Source organism: Sphingobium sp. BYY-5 (assembly GCF_022758885.1).
Taxonomy (GTDB): domain Bacteria; phylum Pseudomonadota; class Alphaproteobacteria; order Sphingomonadales; family Sphingomonadaceae; genus Sphingobium.
Genome location: NZ_JALEBH010000002.1, coordinates 708206 through 727734 on the forward strand (window position 1 = coordinate 708206; position 19529 = coordinate 727734).

At 60.2% G+C, this 19529-nt stretch carries 20 protein-coding genes; 10 read left to right on the forward strand and 10 right to left on the reverse strand.

Going from position 1 to position 19529, the window contains the following annotated elements:
- Positions 1-49: 49 nt before the first annotated feature.
- The gene (locus MOK15_RS19175) at positions 50-1723 is read left to right on the forward strand and encodes a hybrid sensor histidine kinase/response regulator (RefSeq protein WP_242933304.1); all 1674 of its coding nucleotides are present in this window, start codon (positions 50-52) and stop codon (positions 1721-1723) included.
- On the opposite strand, the gene MOK15_RS19180 is transcribed toward MOK15_RS19175, so the two are convergent.
- From MOK15_RS19180 to MOK15_RS19200, 5 genes are all read right to left on the reverse strand, one after another.
- A complete protein-coding gene (locus MOK15_RS19180) occupies positions 1724-2353 on the reverse strand; it encodes a response regulator transcription factor (RefSeq protein ID WP_242933305.1) in 630 nt (209 codons plus the stop codon).
- Positions 2354-2654: 301 nt separating this feature from the next.
- Positions 2655-3601, reverse strand: a protein-coding gene (locus MOK15_RS19185; protein ID WP_242933306.1) for an IS630 family transposase whose coding sequence is annotated in 2 segments (ribosomal slippage) — positions 2655-3262 and positions 3262-3601 — 948 coding nt in all. Because the reading frame shifts where the segments join, the coding sequence is not laid out codon by codon here.
- Positions 3602-4010: 409 nt separating this feature from the next.
- The gene (locus MOK15_RS19190) at positions 4011-5198 is read right to left on the reverse strand and encodes an IS91 family transposase (RefSeq protein WP_242933307.1); all 1188 of its coding nucleotides are present in this window, start codon (positions 5196-5198) and stop codon (positions 4011-4013) included.
- A gap of 9 nt (positions 5199-5207) precedes the next feature.
- On the reverse strand, positions 5208-6077 hold the full coding sequence (locus tag MOK15_RS19195) for a tyrosine-type recombinase/integrase (protein ID WP_242933308.1): 870 nt from the start codon (positions 6075-6077) through the stop codon (positions 5208-5210).
- Positions 6078-6214: 137 nt separating this feature from the next.
- Positions 6215-7096 carry a LysR family transcriptional regulator gene (locus MOK15_RS19200; protein ID WP_242933309.1) on the reverse strand — a complete coding sequence of 294 codons (882 nt, stop codon included), beginning with the start codon at positions 7094-7096 and terminating at the stop codon, positions 6215-6217.
- Between the two features lie 140 nt (positions 7097-7236).
- Between MOK15_RS19200 and MOK15_RS19205 the strand changes: the two genes are divergently transcribed.
- From MOK15_RS19205 to MOK15_RS19225, 5 genes are all read left to right on the forward strand, one after another.
- Positions 7237-8376: a TIGR03364 family FAD-dependent oxidoreductase gene (locus MOK15_RS19205; protein ID WP_242933310.1), complete on the forward strand. Its 1140-nt coding sequence runs from the start codon at positions 7237-7239 to the stop codon at positions 8374-8376.
- Positions 8373-9218, forward strand: coding sequence for a phosphonoacetaldehyde hydrolase (gene phnX, locus MOK15_RS19210; protein WP_242933311.1), 846 nt, complete (start codon positions 8373-8375; stop codon positions 9216-9218). The genes MOK15_RS19205 and phnX overlap by 4 nt, the downstream gene beginning before the upstream one ends.
- A complete protein-coding gene (locus tag MOK15_RS19215) occupies positions 9215-10108 on the forward strand; it encodes a DUF5690 family protein (protein WP_242933312.1) in 894 nt (297 codons plus the stop codon). The genes phnX and MOK15_RS19215 overlap by 4 nt, the downstream gene beginning before the upstream one ends.
- A 200-nt stretch (positions 10109-10308) precedes the next feature.
- Positions 10309-12888: a TonB-dependent receptor gene (locus MOK15_RS19220; RefSeq protein WP_242933313.1), complete on the forward strand. Its 2580-nt coding sequence runs from the start codon at positions 10309-10311 to the stop codon at positions 12886-12888.
- A 274-nt stretch (positions 12889-13162) separates the two neighbouring features.
- Positions 13163-13654: a hypothetical protein gene (locus MOK15_RS19225; protein ID WP_242933314.1), complete on the forward strand. Its 492-nt coding sequence runs from the start codon at positions 13163-13165 to the stop codon at positions 13652-13654.
- Positions 13655-13918: 264 nt separating this feature from the next.
- Here MOK15_RS19225 and MOK15_RS19230 read toward each other — a convergent pair whose 3' ends face one another.
- Positions 13919-14236, reverse strand: a complete 318-nt coding sequence (locus MOK15_RS19230) for a hypothetical protein (RefSeq protein ID WP_242933315.1) — start codon at positions 14234-14236, stop codon at positions 13919-13921.
- Here MOK15_RS19230 and MOK15_RS19235 point away from each other — a divergent pair.
- Both MOK15_RS19235 and MOK15_RS19240 read left to right on the forward strand, forming a co-directional pair.
- Positions 14235-14510, forward strand: a complete 276-nt coding sequence (locus MOK15_RS19235; protein ID WP_242933316.1) for an alpha/beta hydrolase — start codon at positions 14235-14237, stop codon at positions 14508-14510. The two genes, MOK15_RS19230 and MOK15_RS19235, sit on opposite strands and share 2 nt — an antisense overlap.
- Before the next feature lie 102 nt (positions 14511-14612).
- On the forward strand, positions 14613-15143 hold the full coding sequence (locus tag MOK15_RS19240) for a VOC family protein (RefSeq protein WP_242933317.1): 531 nt from the start codon (positions 14613-14615) through the stop codon (positions 15141-15143).
- Positions 15144-15241: 98 nt separating this feature from the next.
- Here the strand turns inward: MOK15_RS19240 and MOK15_RS19245 are convergent, their stop codons facing one another.
- The 4 genes from MOK15_RS19245 to MOK15_RS19260 all read right to left on the reverse strand — a co-directional run bounded on the left by MOK15_RS19245 (position 15242) and on the right by MOK15_RS19260 (position 18208).
- The gene (locus MOK15_RS19245; protein WP_242933318.1) at positions 15242-15823 is read right to left on the reverse strand and encodes a DUF308 domain-containing protein; all 582 of its coding nucleotides are present in this window, start codon (positions 15821-15823) and stop codon (positions 15242-15244) included.
- Positions 15824-15935: 112 nt separating this feature from the next.
- A complete protein-coding gene (locus MOK15_RS19250; RefSeq protein ID WP_242933319.1) occupies positions 15936-16577 on the reverse strand; it encodes a DUF1109 domain-containing protein in 642 nt (213 codons plus the stop codon).
- Positions 16567-17070: a sigma-70 family RNA polymerase sigma factor gene (locus MOK15_RS19255; protein ID WP_242933320.1), complete on the reverse strand. Its 504-nt coding sequence runs from the start codon at positions 17068-17070 to the stop codon at positions 16567-16569. The genes MOK15_RS19250 and MOK15_RS19255 overlap by 11 nt, the downstream gene beginning before the upstream one ends.
- A 244-nt stretch (positions 17071-17314) precedes the next feature.
- Positions 17315-18208, reverse strand: coding sequence for a LysR family transcriptional regulator (locus MOK15_RS19260; protein ID WP_242933321.1), 894 nt, complete (start codon positions 18206-18208; stop codon positions 17315-17317).
- Positions 18209-18304: 96 nt separating this feature from the next.
- On the opposite strand from MOK15_RS19260, the gene MOK15_RS19265 reads away from it, so the two are divergent.
- Both MOK15_RS19265 and MOK15_RS19270 read left to right on the forward strand, forming a co-directional pair.
- Positions 18305-18634 (forward strand): nuclear transport factor 2 family protein, encoded by a 330-nt coding sequence (locus MOK15_RS19265; RefSeq protein WP_242933322.1) that lies wholly within the window; start codon positions 18305-18307, stop codon positions 18632-18634.
- Complete coding sequence (locus MOK15_RS19270; RefSeq protein ID WP_242933323.1) at positions 18631-19419, forward strand: SDR family oxidoreductase; 789 nt, start codon at positions 18631-18633, stop codon at positions 19417-19419. Before MOK15_RS19265 ends, MOK15_RS19270 begins: the two co-directional genes overlap by 4 nt.
- Positions 19420-19529: the final 110 nt, after the last annotated feature.

Consider the following 19529-nt stretch of genomic DNA (forward strand, 5'->3'; position numbering starts at 1 on the left):
CGCAACGCGTGTAACACCCCTGAGCGAACTGCCTACGAGGATAGGGCTCATGGATTACCGTGAAATTGCGAGAAAAATACTGCCAATCCCTGTAGATAACAAGAATTACGATTTCTTTGAAATTTCTCAAGCTACGATACGAATTTTTACTACAATATCGGCACTTATTTGCTTTATATATGTTCATTTCATTCCGGAAAATTTTAATATTCTATATATGTTCCGCCTAAATTCCTTTTATGCGATTTTATGTTCATTATTTTATCTTATAGTTTCAATAACAATATATCTTGATATATTACTGCGTCGCCATGTAAATAACTTCAGACGCCATGCAGCACTCATGGCAGATTGCATTTGTATTACTTATTTTTTAGCCATTGATGGCATTTGGCCGATGTACATATTGTTATTTTGGATAACTATAGGAAACTGGTTAAGATATGATTACAAAAAGATGGCTATATGCGTGATTTTATCATCAGTAATTATTGTATTATTAATTTGGATTTTTCCTTATCGTTTAACAGGACCTTTTCTGCCATTCACACTTATATTGACAACAATTCTCGCTCCAGCATATTTATGTAGCCTCTTAGTGCAAATCCGACGTGCAACAGATGCAGCAACAGCCGCCACCCTTGCGAAATCACGCCTCCTTGCGCAAGCCAGCCATGATCTGCGCCAGCCGATCCATGCGATAGGCCTATTCACCGACAGTTTGCTGGACGCGCAGCTTGGTCAGGAAGAGCGGCGCATGGTCGAGAATATCGATAAATCCTTATCGAGTGTGACGCGCCTGTTCCAATCGCTGCTCGATGTTTCGATTATCGACAGCGGTCAGATAAATCCTCGAATGGAAACGATCTCCATTAACCAACTATTACGCGAGATTGTCCAGAGAAACTCAAAGGCGGCCGAATGGGCGAAATCCGATATCCATCTCGTCCAATGCTCGCACTATGTCCGAATCGATCCGAATCTCCTTACGACAATGGTACAAAATATTATCTCCAACGCGATCAAATATGCGCCGGGTCAGCCCATATTGATCGGGTGCCGGCATCGCAAAGGCAAGCTTGCGATTGAAATATGGGATCGGGGCAATGGCATATCAGAAGAGCATTTGCCGAAAGTGTTCGATGAATTCTATAGGGTTAAGGAACTTGGTCTTGATATAGAAGGTGTCGGCCTTGGCCTCGCAATCGTGAAACGGCTGGCAACACTACTGAGCCTTGAAATTGCCATACGTTCCAGAAAAGGGCGAGGAACAATGGTCGCAATCTCCGGAATCACCCTTATCGCCGGTCCGGCCGGTAGCGTATTGCCACTGCCCATACGATCATCCATGCCATTGACCGACCTCAGAGTCTTGTTGATCGACGATGATCCTGCAGTTTTGACAGCGACGTCATCATTGATGGAACGATGGGGTTGCATCGTCGAGACGAGCGCTACACTGCCTACTAGGATCAGGCACTGTGATGTAATTATAGCGGATTATGATCTTGCGTCCGCCGTAACGGGCGACGAATGCATCGCTTATGTTCGTAACCGACTTGGTTACTTCATTCCTGCTGCCATTATCACGGGGCATAATGTCACCGAAATCATAGCAAAACTAAAGGCTGATTCGATAGAAATTCTGTCTAAACCAGTTCATCCTAATATCTTGCGTGCAACCCTTGTCGCGCTCAAGATGAAAATATCTCATTATAAATAACTATAAACCTAGGTCAACTGCCTTGGATGCGGCAGCCGCTCGTGTTTTTACATTTAGCGAACGAAACAAATCCGAAACATGAATGCGAACTGTATTAGGAGAAATTTGAAGTGACCTTCCAATTTCTTTATTTGTTCTTCCAGCAATAATATATTGCAAAACCTCAATCTGCCTTGGAGTCAGTACAACAAGGAGATTGTCTCGCTCTTGCCATTGCAGGCTTGTCGGAGAACGGCGTACCACAAATTCGCCGTCCAGGATCGCTTGGATCACACAGCTTATTTCCTGCGGCGGGACAGCTTTCCCAATAAATCCATCCGCACCAGCCGCAAGAATGGTTTCAATCATTTTCTCATCATCCATCATTGAGATAACGATGATAGAGGCGGCTTCGAACTCCCGGCGTAAGGCAGCAATAGAATGCGCACCATCAAATCCTGGAAATATCAAATCAAGAACAAATACAGAAGGAGCATCACCGTTATGCGCCATATTTAGCACCGCATCCCAAGACCCAGCTTCTATTATTGTCGCATCAGGATATCGACGCTGCAGAATGCGACGAATTCCATCTCTAAACATAGGATGATCATCTGCAACAATGATACGACCGATATTTATTTGTACCATTGAGACACAATACCTGTGATCCGCTCCATTATGTGGAGCAACCGGATAGTTAGAGTTCCGGCGGTTGTGACCGCTGGTGGACCGCTTGGAATATAGCATAGGACAAATCGCCAAAGCGAGAAAGAATAGTTTGCCTGGTGACGTGCTCCCCCTGAAACTCCTCCAGTTTGATGTAAAGTCGGAACAATATCTGCCGCAACTCGCTTCAGCGCACTCATCGTTCCGAAAACGATCAGGGAAACGAGAAGGCATACTGGTCAGCCACGATTGGCGATAGCCTGCACCTTAGAGCATTTTCCTTTCAGTCTGGATCATAGCCGCAGGAGCTGAAGTAGTTTGCGCATTCCTGTGGTTGGAACAGGTCGACCAGCTTGCCGATGAGGGCCCACAGCCCGGATACGGTGTGCTCGCCTGCTTTGCGGAGCATGGCCTTGAGGCGGGCGAAGGCTTTCTCGATCGGGTTGAAGGCCGGGCTGTAGGGCGGAAGGAACAACAGGCGGGCACCTGCCGCCTCGATAAGCGCACGGACGCTGGCACGCTTGTGGCTGGAGAGATTGTCCATGATTACGATGTCGCCGGGGCCAAGCTCGGGTGCGAGGACCTGTTCGACATAGGCCTCGAACCAGTCGCCGTTGATCGGACCGTCAAGCACCATCGGCGCGACCATGCCGGTCATGCGCAGCCCGGCGACGAGCGTAGTCGTCTTGCGATGGCCATGCGGGAAGCCCATCCGCAGTCGCTCGCCCCGGCGGCAACGACCATGGCTGCGCGCCATGTTGGTTGCGGTCCAGGTCTCGTCGATGAACACCAGCCGGTGCGGATCAAGGTCGAGTTGGCCGTCGAAACAGGCTTCGCGCTGGCTCAGGACGTCGGTGCGCTCCTGCTCGCTGGCATGCCCGGTCTTTTTTTACGACTGATCCCATGGCGAGCGAAGAAGCGGTGCAGCGTCGAGACCGCCACCGTCAGCCCGGTCCGGCCAAGCTCCTGGCGCAGCTCTTCCAGCGTGATGTCGCGGCGGGCTTCGTGGAGCGCGAGAACCTTGCCCGCATATGCCTCGATCCGGCGCGACCGTGTGTCGCCGCCCTGCGGCTTGGCGTCGTAGCCACCGGTATGCCGCCGCTGGTCCCGCCACCGGATCGCTGTCGAGGCCGACACCCCGAACCGAACCGCCGCGCCCCGGCAACTCATACCCGCGTCAACCGCCGCCAGCACGCGCGATTGCAGGTCCATCGATAACGGCTTGCCCATCCATGCCGGCCTCCAATCCCAGCCCGCACCGTGAATCAGATCGGCGCGCCTTTGGGGATCTGGAGGGTTCTGTGAGGTTGCGCGTCGCAACGCTGGCGTCGTGGTGCGGCGCGACCTCATTGAAGCCGGATTGAACGAGCCCGCTGACGCGCGCGCGACCTATGGGATTAGTGCCGCGGCATTGGTTGTGGGCGAGCGGTTCTGGGCGAACGAATGCCACCATGCTCGATAGGATGATGGCGTATTGGCGGCATAGGACGAGGTAATCGACGGACCAAACGGATATTTGAGCGGGCTGCAGGTTGGCACATCTGCGCTGCCAGTGGATTTGCAAGATGGCAGATATGGGGGATCGTCGGCGCAAATGCGGCGCTGCTTTCACGTCTTATGTTCGATCGAAATCCTGTGGTCATGACGTATCGGGCCATGGTCTGAGTTGCCCAGTGTGCCATCGCGGCAGCGTGGCGGTGACGCGCAGAATGCCGCCGCAGCAAGGGCACTGGGTTGGATCAAAGTGCGGGAGCGGCCTGATGGGCTCGCCGACCTCGGCCGCGACGGTCGCAATCGGCTCCGTCGGGATCAGGATCTGCCGTATGGTGGCGAGCCGTGCCCGACGGCAGCCGTTAGCGAGGAAACCATAGTGCCGGATGCGATGAAAGCCGTCCGGCAGGCTGTGGATGAGGAAGCGGCGAATGAACTCGTGCGGATCAAGCGACATCAGCCTGGGCGCGTTGCCATGACGGTAATCACGCCAGTGGAAGGTCACGCTGGTCTCGTCAGCACTGACCAGGCGACTGTTGGCGATGGCGACCCGGTGTGTATAGCGGCCGAGATAGGCGAGGACATGCTCGGGCGATCCGAACGGCGGCTTGGCATAGACAATCCAGTTCTTGCGACGCAGCTTACCGATCGCTGCGGTGAAGACGTCCCCGTTATTAAACCCATCCAGCTTGCCGGAGAAGCGTAGCCGCCCGGCTGCCCGTGCCGCCTGGAGCCTTTCGAGGAATAGTCGTCGGAACAGGCGTGAGAGGACATGGACGGGCAAGAAGAAGTTCGGTCGGCAGCCGCGCCACCGTCCATCCGAAGAAAGCGCGCCGCCCGGGACGAGACAGTGAATGTGCGGATGATGCGTGAGCGCCTGCCCCCATGTGTGAAGAATGGCCAGGAATCCGATCTCGCCACGAAGGTGCCTGGGATCGGCTGCGATGGCCTTGAGCGTCGCTGCGACGGCGTCGAACAAGATCGCATAAACCACCGCCTTATTGTGGAACGCGATCTCGGCGACTGCGCTCGGCACCGTGAATACGACGTGGAAATAGGGTACTGGCAACAGATCGGCTTGCCGGTCAGCGAGCCATCGTTCGCGCGTCGCGCTCTGGCACTTCGGGCAGTGCCGGTTGCGGCAAGAGTTGTAGGCGACGCGGACATGCGCGCAGTCCTCACAGGCCTCGACATGACCACCAAGCGCAGCGGTTCGGCAGAGCTCGATCGCAGACATGACGCGCCGCTCGACGCGGCCAAGATGGCCGTCGTTGGTGTGGCGATAGGCATGACCATGGCGGCGGAAAATATCCGCCACCTCCAGATCGGAACGCATGGTCCCGGCTCAGGCGGGCGGCACCACCTCAAGCGTCAAACGGTCGAGCGGGCTCTGCGCCGCAGCGATCGTAGTCGTGGCAACCTGCGTATAGCGCGCCGTCGTCGAGAGACTGTTATGCCCCAACAACACCTGGATAATGCGGATATCGACGCCGCTCTCGAGCAAATGGGTGGCAAAGCTGTGGCGCAGCGTGTGCACACTGACCTTCTTGGTCAATCCCGCCGCCTTGGTGGCTGACCGGCAAGCCGAATGGAGGACCGTCACGTCGATCGGCCTCTCGCCCCGACCAGGGAATAACCAGTCGGTCGGACGGGTCAGCCGCCAATACGTCCTCAGGATATCGAGCAACTGAGCCGAAAGCATCACTGTGCGATCCTTGGCACCCTTGCCGTGGCGAACCTGCAGCAGCATCCGGTCGCTGTCGATATCGCCAATCTTCAGGCTCACCGCCTCCGATACGCGCAGTCCCGCAGCATAAGCAGTGGTCAGCGCGGCACGGGACTTCAACGACGGCACCGCCTCAAGAAAGCGTACCACCTCATCAGGGCTCAAGATCGCCGGCAGCTTGCGAGGCGTGCGCGCATAGGCGATCCGCTCCGGTATCTCGCCCCGGTTCAACGTCACCCCATAGAAAAAGCGCAATGCGCACACGGTCTGGTTCAGCGATGGCCAGGAAATCCCCTGCGACACGAGATAGACCTGAAATGCCCGGACATCCTCGAGCCCAAGCCGATCCGGTGAGCGTCCAAAGTGACGACTGAACTTCGCGACGGCGTGAAGGTAGGAACGCTGGGTAGCCGGCGACAAGTTGCGCAACATCATGTCGTCGATCATACGACGGCGCAGCGGACTCACCGCTGTTGTGGTATCAGCCATGGGGTGGTCTCCTGGTCAGGGGTTGGTCTCAGCAACCAAACCTTCTCATCAGGAGGCCATTCCAGCCAATACGCGCACCTCTCCCGCGTCAGCGGGTTTGTTCAATCCCCATCGACTCTCATCGGAAGGAAACCGCTCTAGCGTTCTGCCAACCTCTTGGCGATTGCCAGCGACTGGCGGATCAACGGCATGCGCTTGCGTTCAGTCCGCACAGCCAGATAACCTTTCACCTCGATCAGGGACGAGCGCGTATCGAGTGATAGCACCCGTATGCGGTTGTCGGGCGGGCATTCCTTCTCGAACATCAGGCTCATGCCGATGCCCTGAGCGACGCCCTCCCTGATCATTTCGCGCGTGTGCAGTTCCATCGTCTGACCCGGCGCGATTTCTGCGTCGGCCAGGAGCCGGTTCATGGCCGCCAGCGTGCGCGACGTGGCTTCACGGACCAGTATCACTTCCTGCGCCAGCCGCGCGACCGGGAACAGCTTCAATCCATCGTCCGGCCATGACGCCGGCAGAATCGCCACCAGCCGATCGGCATAAAGTGGCGTGTAAGTATAGTCCGTCTCGATCGGTGGCTCGCAGATGATGCCGATGTCCACCTGCGCTTTCAGCAACAGTTCGTTGGTCTGCATGGCGTTGGCGATCGTCACGCGAAAATGGGCGTTGGGAACTTCCGCCTTGAACGCGGCCATGAACTCGGCGGCATAGGGCGGACTGTCGGTGCCCAGGCGCAGCAGCGCGCTGCTGTCGATATTGTCTTCGCCGAGCAGCGCGCCGATCTCGTCGGCGATCCCGAACAGTTTCTGCGCCTTGTCGAACAGTTCGTGCCCAGCAGTGGTCAGCGTCAGCGGCGGGCGCACCCCCTCGATCAGCTTGACCTTGTAGCGATCCTCCAGTGCCTTCAACTGCTTGGACAAGGTCGGCTGGGAGATGTTGAGCCGCCGCGCTGCCTTGCTGACGCTGCGTTCGCTGGCGACCGCATAAAAGCTGCGCAGATGCAGGAAATTGACGCTCAACCCAGTACCTTTCCCTGACCGAAGGCCATGCGCGTCTATGGTCGCCATGCCTCAGATGCATTGGCCTTGAACGCGCCTCTGCAGCACACAGTCTGTGACGCAAGATTGTTACAAGTTGGTCACAGGCGAGCAAGAGCAGCATGAACAGGGAATTTGACGTTGCGGTGATCGGCCGTGGCATAGTGGGGCTGGCCCATGCGCTGGCGGCAGCGCGAACCGGCAAGAGCGTGGTCGTGATCGACCGCCACGCCCGCGCGACAGGCGCCAGCATCCGCAATTTCGGCTTCGTCACGGTGATGGGACAGGAGCGGCATGAGATGTGGCCCCTCGCCCGGCAGGCGCGCGACGTGTGGGCGGACGTTGCGCCGCGTGCGGGAATTCCTATCGAGCAGACCGGCCTTGTCCTGCCCGTGCGGCGTCAGGCCGCCGCCGCCGTGCTGAAGGCCTTTATGGCGACCGAAATGGGCGAGGACTGTCAGCTTCTCACCGACCGGCAGTTGCGCGCGCTCGACGCCGAGACGCCGTTTCAACCGTGCGAGGCGGCCTTGGTCAGCCCGCATGAACTGCGCGTGGAAGCGCGCGAGGCCGTGCCACGAATCGCGGCCTGGCTGGAACGAGAAATGGGCGTCACCTTCGCGCCGCCCGCCACGGTGATCGCCTGCGAGAACGGGCATGTCGTCACCAACGCAGGCGACTACCGCGCCGCCGCCACATTCGTGTGTCCCGGCGACGATCTGAACGCGCTGTTCCCTGAGGTCATGGCGGCGCATGCGGTCACGCGCTGCAAGCTGCAGATGCTGCGCCTCGCCGCGCCCGGCTATCGACTCGCGCGGCCGGTAATGAGTGACCTCGGCCTCACCCGATACGAAGGCTATTCCGCCCTGCCAGAAGCCGCACCGCTCGCGACCCAGTTGCGGGCGGAGCAAGGTGCCTTTCTCGATGCGGGTATCCATCTGATCGCCGTCCAGTCAGCCGACGGGTCGCTGGTCGTGGGCGACAGCCATGACTATGGCGACGCCCCCGACCCCTTCCATCATGCGCGCATCGACGCCCTCATGCTGGAAGAGTTTGCCGCCGTGCTGGGCAATGTCCCGCCGGTCATCGAACGCTGGGTGGGTATCTACGCCTCATCCCCCAGGCAGAACTGGTTCACCAAGGCCATTGCGCCCGGCGTCCATGTCACCGTCGTGACATGCGGCGCGGGCATGTCCACCGCCTTCGCCATTGGCGAACGGGTGGTCGGCGCGGCACTCAATGCCCCGATCAAGGAGATTGCATGATGTCGGATATTGTCGCGGTCCTGTTCGACTGGGCTGGCACTATGATCGATTTCGGATCACGCGCCCCCGTGATGGCCATGCGCCAGGTCTTCGAACAAGCCGGCGTTCCCGCCGACGAGGCCACCATCCGCCGCTATATGGGCATGGCCAAGCGCGAGCATGTGGTCGCCATCCTATCCGAGGACGTCATGGCGACACGCTGGACGGCGGCGAAGGGTAGCGCGTGGACCGAGGCCGATGTCGACGCGATCATGGTCGATCTGGAACCTGCGATGGCACACAGCGCGGGTCTCTGCCGTGATCTCATTCCGGGCGCGGCCACGGCCGCCTCCGCCTTGGGTCACAAGGGGATCAAGGTCGGGTCGACCACCGGCTACACCCGCACGATGATGGCAGACATCATCCCCGTCGCCGCCGCGCAGGGCTATGCGCCCGATGCGATCGTGTGCGCCGGCGAAACCGCACTGGGCCGCCCTGCGCCGCTGATGCTGTGGCAGGCGATGACGCAATTGTCCGCTTGGCCTGCGGGGCGCTGCGTTGCCGTCGATGACGCGCCGGTCGGGATCGCCGCCGGCCGAAACGCGGGGCTGTGGACCATCGGCCTTGCCGGATCGGGCAATGGCGTGGGCCTGGCCTATGATGATTTCATGGGCTTCTCCGCCGACGGCCGGGCCGCGCGCATGGCGCCGGTGATGGCCGAGTTCGCGGCTGCGGGAGCGGATTTCGTAATCGAAAGCGTCGCCGACCTGTGCGTCGCGATCCGACTGATCGAGGAAGCGCTGGTCAAGGGCGAGCAGCCCGGCGGTGCGCCGACCCGGATGCTAGTCGGCCAGAGCGCGTGACCAGTCTGGCGGCAAATGGGGCGACGGTGACGCCGTGCCAGACGTTTACGCAACGTCTGGCGCAGGCGCAGTCGGGTATCGTGAAGTCGGTCGGCATGTGGTTGATGATCGATATGAGCGTCAGTGAATATTGGATGCCAGCGATGACCGGCGCCTTGTTCATGCCGCTGCTGATCGTCGCAGTGATCGGCCTGGCGCAAATGCCGCCCCCGACGCCGGAGGAGCAGGCCGAGCGGATGGCGCGGCCGCCCATGCCAGCCGCGGCGCGCCGTGCCTTCCTGCGCGACTATGGTCCGGGCGTCGGCTTTCTGGTCCTCGCCTACACATTTTTCACGGCAATCCGCGATTTTCGCGACAATTTCTCAGCGGAGATATGGATCGACCTTGGCTATGCGGGCGTGTCGAGCGTCTTTACCGCCAGCGAGGCGCCCATCGCGCTGGTGACGCTGGTGATCCTGGCCAGCCTCGTTTTCATCCGAGACAATCTACGCGCGCTGATCGTCATCCACGTCATCGTCATGCTGGGCGCGGCCCTGATCGGGCTATCGACATTGGCCTTTCAGCTTGGCTGGCTCGCGCCACTCCCCTGGATGATCCTGTCGGGGCTCGGACTGTATCTGGGTTATACGCCGTTCAACGCGATGCTATTCGACCGGCTAGTCGCTGCGACGCGACGGGCGGGAACGGCGGGTTTCCTCATCTATGTCGCCGACGCGACCGGCTATGGCGCCAGCGTCGTGCTGACGTTGTTGCGCAACCTGCCGGGCGTCATGCTCGACTGGCTCCATTTCTTCATCTGGCTTGCCTATGCAGGCGCGGTTCTGTGTCTCGCCATGGCTTCGATCTCCATCCTCTATTTCAGACGAAAATTGGGACAGCCAAATAGATAGGGACGCAATTTCACCAACTCTCAGAGATCATGCCTCGCACGGCCAAGCTGTGCGAGGCGATTTTCGTCTGAATTGATGTGCTATCCGGCTATTACTGCGATGCACTCAATGAATTGGATGAGCCAGAGCAAGTCATGGCAACCCCAGGATCGAGATCAGAGGCGCCGCGATAGCGCTGCTATCAATCAAGGGGTGATATCATGACCAGATTCTTTCTTAAATCCGCTGTTAGTCTGGGGCCACTTGTCCTCGCCACAACCGCGCATGCGCAAGTCGCCCCAGCGGCCGAGGATGCGCCGTCCAGCGACATCGTCATCACCGGCACCATCGTCAGCGGCGAGATGAAGTCCATCGAGGCGCAGCGTCGCGCCGACAATATCGTCAACGTCCTGACCGCCGACGGCATCGGTCGCCTGCCGGATCGCAACGCCGCCGAAGCTGTGCAGCGTCTGCCCGGCGTCGCCATCGAGCGGGATCAGGGCGAGGGCCGCTTCGTCGCCGTGCGCGGCCTTCCCTCCCAGTGGAACTCGACCCTCATCAACGGCAATCGCCTGCCGACCGCTGAGGAAGAAACGACTAGCCGCGCGACCGCCTTCGACTTCTTTCCGTCCGAGCTGATCGAACAGGTCGTCGTCGCCAAGGCGATCACGCCCGACATGGAGGGCGACGCGATCGGCGGCTCGGTCAATTTCATCACCAAGACCGCGCCCGACGAGCGCACAATGCAACTGACCGCCGGCGGCAATTATTCGGAGAAAGCGGGCAAGGGCGGCTTTCTCGTCAACGGCGTTTATGGCGACCGTTTCGGTGACGGCAAATTCGGCTTCGTCCTGTCGGGCAGCTATTACAAGCGCCACTGGGCGACCGACAATTACGAACCGCGCCGGGGCGGCGACGGCATCGGCATCACCCGTCTGGAGCTGCGCGATTATGCCGGCGAGCGTGAGACTATCGGCATCAACGGCGCGCTGGAATATAAATTCGACGATGGCGGCAAGCTCTATGCGCGCGGCATCTATGGATCGCTCGCGGACGATGAGACGCACTACAAGCACCGGCTGAACTTCGCGTCCAATCGGGTCGAGGTGCAACATATCTTCAACACGCTCATCACAGAACTGGCCGGTGGCGAGGTCGGCGGTGTCCATATGCTGGGCGACGGCGGCGCCAAGTTCGACTGGAAGGCCGCGCACTATGAGAATCTGTTCCGCTATGGCGATACGCCCGACGGGCGCGATAACAGCTATTTCGTGGTTCGCTTTGACCAGCGCAATATCAGCTATCAGGGCCTGCAAAATCGTGGGGCCGGCAATCTGGCCTATAACAGCATCGACGGCGGCAACGATCCGGCGGACGCGATCAGCAACCATCTGCCGTCAAGCTTCCAGATGGACCCGTCGCAGACCCGCCTCGCCAATGTCGAACTTTACAAGATCCGCGTGAAGGAAACCGACCGGATCGTTCTGGAAGGCAATGTGACCCTGCCAGTAGGCGATACGCTGGCCCTCAAGGCCGGCGCCAAATATCGCGACAAGCTGCGCGACGCCTTCTTCGAGGACCTGTTTTACACCTGGAACCCGGCGGCGGGCCCGGTGCCGACGCTGGCCAATTTCCCCCTGATGAACCAGCCGGGCCGGGGCCAGTTCCTGGACGAGCTTCCCATCGGGTCGCAATATAGCGGGCAATTCTCGCAGGTCGTGTCGGAGAAGGATCTGGTGAACTGGTATGTCGCCAATCGCGGCAACCTGCTGTTCGACTCCGCGGGATCGGCGACGGCGGCCAACGGCGGCGCGCTCGGCCGAACCTTCCGCCTCGTCGAGAAACAGACGGCCGGCTATGCGATGGCGACTTGGAACCCTAGCGATGCGGTGACGCTGCTGAGCGGGGTGCGACTGGAGCATACCAAGACCACCCTGTCCGGGCAGGTTCTGGTCAACGGCGGGCTGGAGAATGAGCGGCGCTCAAACAACTATCTATCCATCCTGCCGTCGCTGCACCTGACCTATCGCTTTGATCGCGACACCAATTTGCGCGCAGCGATCACCCGCAGCTTTGCGCGGCCCGATTTCGGCGACCTCGCCCCCGGCGGCGCGTTCAGCGAAGCGGATCTGGAATTTTCCGGCGGCAATCCCGACCTGAAGCCGACCTATGCGTGGAATGCCGATCTGCTGTTCGAACATTATTTCGGCAATGACGGCGTGATCTCAGGCGGCGCATTCTACAAGCGGATCAACAACCCCATCTATGACTCGCGCCGCATAGGCGCCTATCGAGGTATCGACGGCGTCGCCTTCCTGACCCCGGCCAATGGCGCGGCGGGCGATCTTTACGGCCTGGAGTTCAACGTGCAGCGCCGGCTGATCTTCCTGCCCGGCCTGCTGTCCAATTTCGGCGTCAATGCAAACTACACGCTTATCCGCTCCAAGTTCACGCTGCCTGACGGACGCGAGGTGCGGGTGCCGCGACAGGCCAATAATCTGGCGAACGTCGCAGTCTACTATGACGACGGCCGTTTCTCCAGCCGCCTGGCGATGAACTACAAGGGCGCGTTCATCGAGGAATATGGCGCCAGCGCTAACCTCGACAGCTATTATGGCGCCTATACCAGCCTCGACCTTACGGTGAACTGGCAAGTGACGCCGAAAGTGACGCTGTTTGGTGAGGCGAGCAACCTGACCAACCAGAAGCTGCATTATTATCTGGGGAACAAGGAGCGGCCGACCCAGGTCGAATATTATGGCCCCCGCTTCGTGCTGGGCGTGAAGGCCGCGATTTTCTGATACCTATGCAGGTTCAGCATGGTCCTCACGCAAATGCGTCGTGCGCCCGCATCGATCAGAGGGGCATGGTTCCATCCCTTTGCAGAATTCAGTGCCGCCAGCGCGGTCAAGTTCGGCGATTGCCGAAGTCAACGCTTGGCGGCTTCTGACGGCGTATATCCTGACGACCCTATCTACTTTCTGCATCGAGTCGATGCTAGGGCACGAATATCACAAGCTAGTCGGATGTCGTCGATCCTGACATCATCCCGCTCAGGCAAGCAGGAGAACAGGGATGATGAAACTTGCTATATTGACGATGGCGGGGGCCATATTGCTAGCTGACCCGGCATCGGCTCAGAGCGGAGGCGATGAAGCCATCAACCTGGTGTGTTCGGGTCAGGGTGAAAAGCTCGGTTCGGGTTACGCCAACACGCTGGAATGGGACCGCTATGATCACAAATATCGATCACGCAGCGGTGTGCAGACCGAGATGCAGAGCTTCGCATCCGCAGTCACGCTGCAGATCTATGGCAATGACGGCCGCATCCGCCCGCCGGAAAAGCTGATCCCGCCGCTCAATTCGGGTGGTGACCATCAGCATTGGTGGCAGCTTGAGGACGTCATCGTCGGGAGCGACGAAATCCGCGCGAGCTATCGCCTGAACGGCCTCAACAAGCCCAAGCTCAGGATCGACCGACAAACCGGCGTGATCACCATTAAGGGCACCGGGCAGGACTTTTCCGGCACCTGCGACAAGGTCGATGCCGGTCGGAGGCGCTTCTGAGAACTTTCCGCAGGGCGATCGGCATCAGGTGATGCACACCAAGCCGAGTTGGCAGGCCGCCGTGCTGATCTACCTCGCCTATAACGGACCATCTTTGCCACATGAGCTGCCAGTGGCAGACGCTATGCCAGCATAGTGTCTGCCACTGGCCGTCGATACGATCCCGGTCATGCTTAGCGGTTCAGGAGAATGCCGAGGCTCAGCAGCACCATGCTGGCCTGTAGCGTGACCAGCCCCGTAGCTCCCGCCGCGCGCAGGTGACCGCTAGGCCCTTGCGCCGCGAACCAGCGGGTTTCCAATGCGATATAATAGATAAGGCTCAGCCCCGATCAGCACCCTGCCGGCGATCACGACGCTGGGGGCGTGTAAAGTCATGAGGCTCACCCCCAAGCTGAGCCCAAGCGCGAAGACAGCGACCGGATAGCATTGGGCGTAAAATGGCAGGCGCAGCGAGGCGCGCCCCAGCGGGAGGTCGATCTCCTCCAGGGGCTGGTTGGGAAATGAGCCCGGGAGAAGAACGCCGGCATTGTTGACGAGGATGCCCTCGCGGAATTCACTCGGAATGACAGAAGATGACATCATGCAGATCGGCTTCATCGGTCTCAGCAGCATGGAATGGTATCGCACGCTTGCCGCCGACCATGCCGCAGCGCTCGAATACAAGAAGCGGCCTCTCGAGATTCCGGTCCTCGGTCTCAGAGGGGACCAGCGCTTCGGCGAACGCATGGTCCCGATGATCGAGGAGTTCGCCCATAACGTGACCGGCGGATCGATAAAGCGGTGCAGCCACTATGTCGCGGACGAACGGCCGGACGAGGTCGCCGCAGGCCTGATCACGTTTCTCGCGGCCAACTGATCATCCTGCCCTTCTGCCGAGGCGGCGCAGAGCACGCTCAGCCTCGATCGAGGCAAACCAAAGCTGGTCTTCCACAGAACCCTCACTGAAAGGAGAACTCCCATGACCGCACCCGAAATCCGCGGCGTCAATCACATCGGTATCACGGTGCCAGATATCGAGGCCGCCAAGTCCTTCCTCGTCGCCGCATTCGGCGGACAGGTGATCTACCAGTCCTTCGGGCCGCAGGATCCGCCTCGACAGGGATCCGAGTTCGAGAAGGCGGTCGGCGCCTTTCCAGGAACGGTCGTTCGCGCCCAGGCGATGGTGAAGATTGGGACGGGGCCGGACATCGAAATCTTCGAGATGCATGGGCCCGAACAGGCCCAGCCGATCCGGGCGAGCGACGTCGGCATCACGCACTTCGCGCTCTACACCGACAACATCGATGCCTCGGTCGAGCGCTTCGAGAAGGCCGGCGGCACCCCGTTGACGGCACCCCGAGCCATTCCCTACGCAACGGAGAAGGGGCTGGGAAACAAGGTCTGCTACTGCAGGATGCCCTGGGGCACGACGATGGAATTCATCACGACACCCGATCGTATGGCCTACCATGATCAGACCGAACTGCGCCGGTGGCAGGACGAAGGCTGAGCTGGGATCAGGAGAGCCGCAGCGATACCGCCGCGGTCGAAAGGGTCACGGGTTGTGCAGCCGCGACGGCTGTTGCAACGGATCGACCGCGACGGCGATCAGGCCGCAACGGCCTTCGAGCGCCGGCGCGCGTCGCTGATGGTCAGCGAGACCGCCGAGATGAGGAAGTAGAAGGCGCCGAACGCTGCGTAGGGCACGATGTCGGCGATGCTGACCGGCGCTACCCCCCCGGCCTTGCTGAGCATGTGCGTCCCGGCGAGTCCCGACTGGGCGCCGCTCAGGATCATCGCCCACTGAGCGCCGTATGACTTCCAGCGGCGCACGCCGGTGAGGAGCTGGAACAGGCCGGACAGGACGGCCCAGACGCCGAAGATCTGGAGCACGGCGTGCATACCGTGCGGCAGTGTTGCTGCCACGGCGACCGCGGTCACGACGCTGACGACGAAGTTCAGCATCTGGCTCTTATTGTTCGCCAGGCCGCCGGACCGGCTGGCATCGATGTAGTTCGCGAGAGCGTCCCAAGCGGGATAGGCCACGAGCATCACCGCAGCCAGCGGCGGCGCGGTCTTCGCCACCGTAAAGGCCAGCGCGACCCAGATCGCGGAGACCACGAAGCGCAGATAGTAGTATGTCTTAAGCCAGTCCCAGTCAGGAGCTTTCGTGTCGGTGATGGAATTCATGGTGGGGTTCCTTTCTGTGATGCAGGCGCACGTCTCCCATCCCGAAAGCCGAGTGGGTTGGTGGTCGGTGGTTCAGTCGATGCGCGGCCTAGGTCGGCCGCTTCGGATCAGGTCAGAGACGGAAGCGTCGCGGCAGGCGCCATCGTGCAGCAGCCGCGACGGCGGTGCACCCGACGGAATACCAGACCACGACGTAGAGCGGATCGTTGAAGGGACAGCAGAAGGCGAACACGAAGGCTCCGCAGGCCCCCGCGGCGATGCCGGAGGCAAGCGCGCTGAGCCTGGGCTGGGTCGGCGCGGCTCTCCGCATCAGGGCACCGAGCAACGCCACGATCGGAAGCGAAAGCACGAAGATCGAGGTGGCGCACATGATGCCGCTTGCAGGATTGATGCGATCGAGCAACGCACGGTCTGCGATGCCTTCGGGCGCGACGAACGCACCGCTGACGATGGCCAGGGCAGAAAGAGCGCCGGCCAGCATCACTCCTCGGCGCGTTTGTGCGGTCGGCGAGTAGGATCTGATCGCCAGGGTGCAGGCGGCGATGGCGAGAAGGCCGAGGCTTCCCACGCGCCACATCAGGAATGGCGACCCACCCATATGATGCATGTCCGGCCGCATCACTCCCAGGGCGAGGAACAGCGCGAGCTCCACCGCGCCGAGCGCGAAGACCAGCCCACCTTCACGCAGCATGCTGCGGCGCTGGACGGGAGCAAGATCAGAGGACAGATCTGCGATCAGGGATTCACTCGACATCGGGTGTCTTCTCAATGATAGCCGTTAAGCGCGCGAGTCCACGGTGGATGTTCATCTTCACTGCCGAAGGGGAGAGGCCGATCTGGCCCGACGCCTCCTCGATGCTGTAGCCTTGCAACTTGACCAGCAGGATCGCTTGGGATTGCACGGGGCGGAGCTCGTCGAGCAGGCTGGCCAGCACGGAACTGCTGATCACGGCGGTCTCGTGGTCCCCGACCGCCATCTCGTTGGGAAGCTCGTCCATCGGTCGGCGCGCCAGGCTGCGAAGCTGGTCGACCCATTTGTTCTTCGCAATCGCTGCCAGCCACGGCCCTAGCGGATATTGCGGATCGTATGTGTGGCGACGCCGATGGATGGCGAGAAGCGTCTCCTGAACAGCGTCGTCCACCTCACCTGGCGGCAGCCGCCGCTGAAAGTAGCGCGCGAGCCACTCCGACATCTCGGCGAGCAGCCGCCGATAGGCGCCGCCATGCCCATCCTGGGCAGCGACCATGAGACTGCTCCAGCTATCCGGTGCTGTCCGCGACGGGTGCTCACGGCTGACCGGCTTTGAGATTAATCTCGAGAGGAAGTCCGAGCGCATGATCCCTTATTCGCGTACGAAGCTGTGCCGGTCACTCTACGCTGATAATTTATTTGGGCGCGCCCTGCACTGACCAGGGTCGATCAGATACCGCCATTTCGACATTGAGCGGCCAATGGCCGCTGTTGTGGAAAAAGCAGTCGCCACAAAATGATCATTCGGCTGATTGCCGCGCCATGTCGATCAAAGCCTTGAAAGCAGCTGAAGGATTTCGTCTGCTTGGATAATAAAGGCACAAGGGTGCGAGTGGCGGCGTCCAGTCTTCCAGAACCCGGGTCAGGCGCCCCGCTTGGATATCATCCCGGACATCAGCTTCCATGAAATAGCCAATGCCGACATGATCGAGGACGGCGATGCGCGACAGGCTCGCCTCGTCCAGAGTTATAGGGCCGGCAACGTCGATCTGAACGGACTGGCCGTTCTTCTCGAAATGCCAGCGATGGAGCGCACCGTTTGGCAGCCGGATGCGAAGGCAGGAGTGACGAAGCAGGTCCGGCGGTGTGCGCGGCTTGTCGTTAGCTTTGAAGTACGCAGGCGATGCAACGACGGCAAAGCTGCGAGCAGGTCCGACCGGGACGGCAATCATATCGGTCGGCACGAGGTTCGCAGTCCGTAAGCCAAGATCGAACCCTTCGGCGACGATGTCCACAATTCGGCCTTCAGTGACAAGGTCGATGTGCACCTTGGGATAGTGTCGCAGGAACTTCAGCAGAAGTGGGCCGAGAATCTCCCGTGCTCCGGTGGCGAATGCATTGATCCGCAGAGTTCCGGAAGGCGTATCCTGCTGTGACCGAGCGGCTCCCATCGCTTCGTGAAGTGTGCTCACGGCAGGGCTCACCTGCTCGACGAAATTCCGACCGGCATCGGTGAGCGATACGCTCCGGGTCGTGCGATTGAACAGTCGCACCCCAAGCTGCCCTTCCAGCTTGGCTATGGCATTACTCAGCGCAGTGGTTGAAAGCCCCAACTCTAGGGCCGCCGCGCGAAACGATGCCCGCCGCGCTATGGCAAGGACAGCATCAAATTCGATTAAGCCGTGCTTAGACATTGTCCCGCCTTTCGCGACGTCACATGCCAGTTTAGCCCGATTATCACAAGTATTGCACGACGCTAGATTTCCCTTGTCACCGCAAGGAGCTGAGCAATGTCGATCGAACTACCTAAGCCCATCGCCGATTATGTCGCGGCCAACGCAAGGCTCAATGCCGACGCAATGCTCAAGCCGTTCGCTGCCGACGCGATTTTTCTGGATAACGGGAAACGCTTTGAAGGCCATGATCAGCTGCGGACGCTGTTTGAAGAGGAGGTCATCGCCGTGAAGGCCATCTTCACGCCGGATGCGATCCGCCGCGAGGATGATCAGGTCGTCGTCGAAGGGCCCGCCCATGGTGACTTCCCGGGTAGCCCGCTCCGCTTCACCTATCGATTCACGCTCGAAGCCAATGCCATCAAAGCACTGGAGGTCACGATATGACAATCAAGTCTGATCCGACCGAGTTCGCGGGAAAGCGCGTTCTCGTAAGCGGTGGCACCAAGGGTCTGGGCCGCGCCACGGTCGAGCGCTTCCTGGCTGGCGGAGCGCGTGTCGTCACCGCTGCCCGCGCGATCAAGGATCCCATACGAGGCGTCGAGTATGTGCAGGCGGACCTGACGACTGCGCAGGGAGGCGAAGCGCTGGCCAAGGCGGCGCTCGAGCGGCTGGGCGGCATAGACATTCTCGCCCATGTCATCGGCGGTTCGGCTTCGCCGGCAGGCGGCTTCGTCGCGCTGACCGATGAGCACTGGCTCGCGGAGCTGAATCTCAATCTGCTGGCGACGGTCCGGCTCGATCGGCTGCTGATCCCGCAGATGCTTGAGCGGGGCGAGGGCATTGTAGTGCACATCACCTCGATCCAGTCCGTCCTGCCGCTGCCCGAATCCACGACTGGTTATGCCGCCGCCAAGGCCGCGCTCAGGACCTACAGCAAGTCGATCTCGAAGGAGCTCGGTCCCACGGGGGTGCGGGTCAACTCCGTCTCGCCCGGCTGGATCATGACGGATGCCACCGGAGACTTTCTCGAAATGCTTCGGACTGCCAATGGCGGCACGATCGAGGACGCGCGGCAGTCCGTGCTTGATGCCCTAGGCGGCATTCCTATCGGGCGCGGGGCCGAGCCTCACGAGGTTGCGGACCTCATCGCCTATCTGGCCTCGGATCGCGCCGGGGCGATCCACGGCGCTGAATTCGTCATCGACGGCGGCACGGTTAGCACGGTATGAAATCGCGAGCCGGCAATGACGCAAAAACCAACGTCGGGAAGCCGGAGCTACTCAGCTGAATGCCCATAACCGGCTCCGGCCAATTTTGCCGATAGATAAGAGGCGCGGCT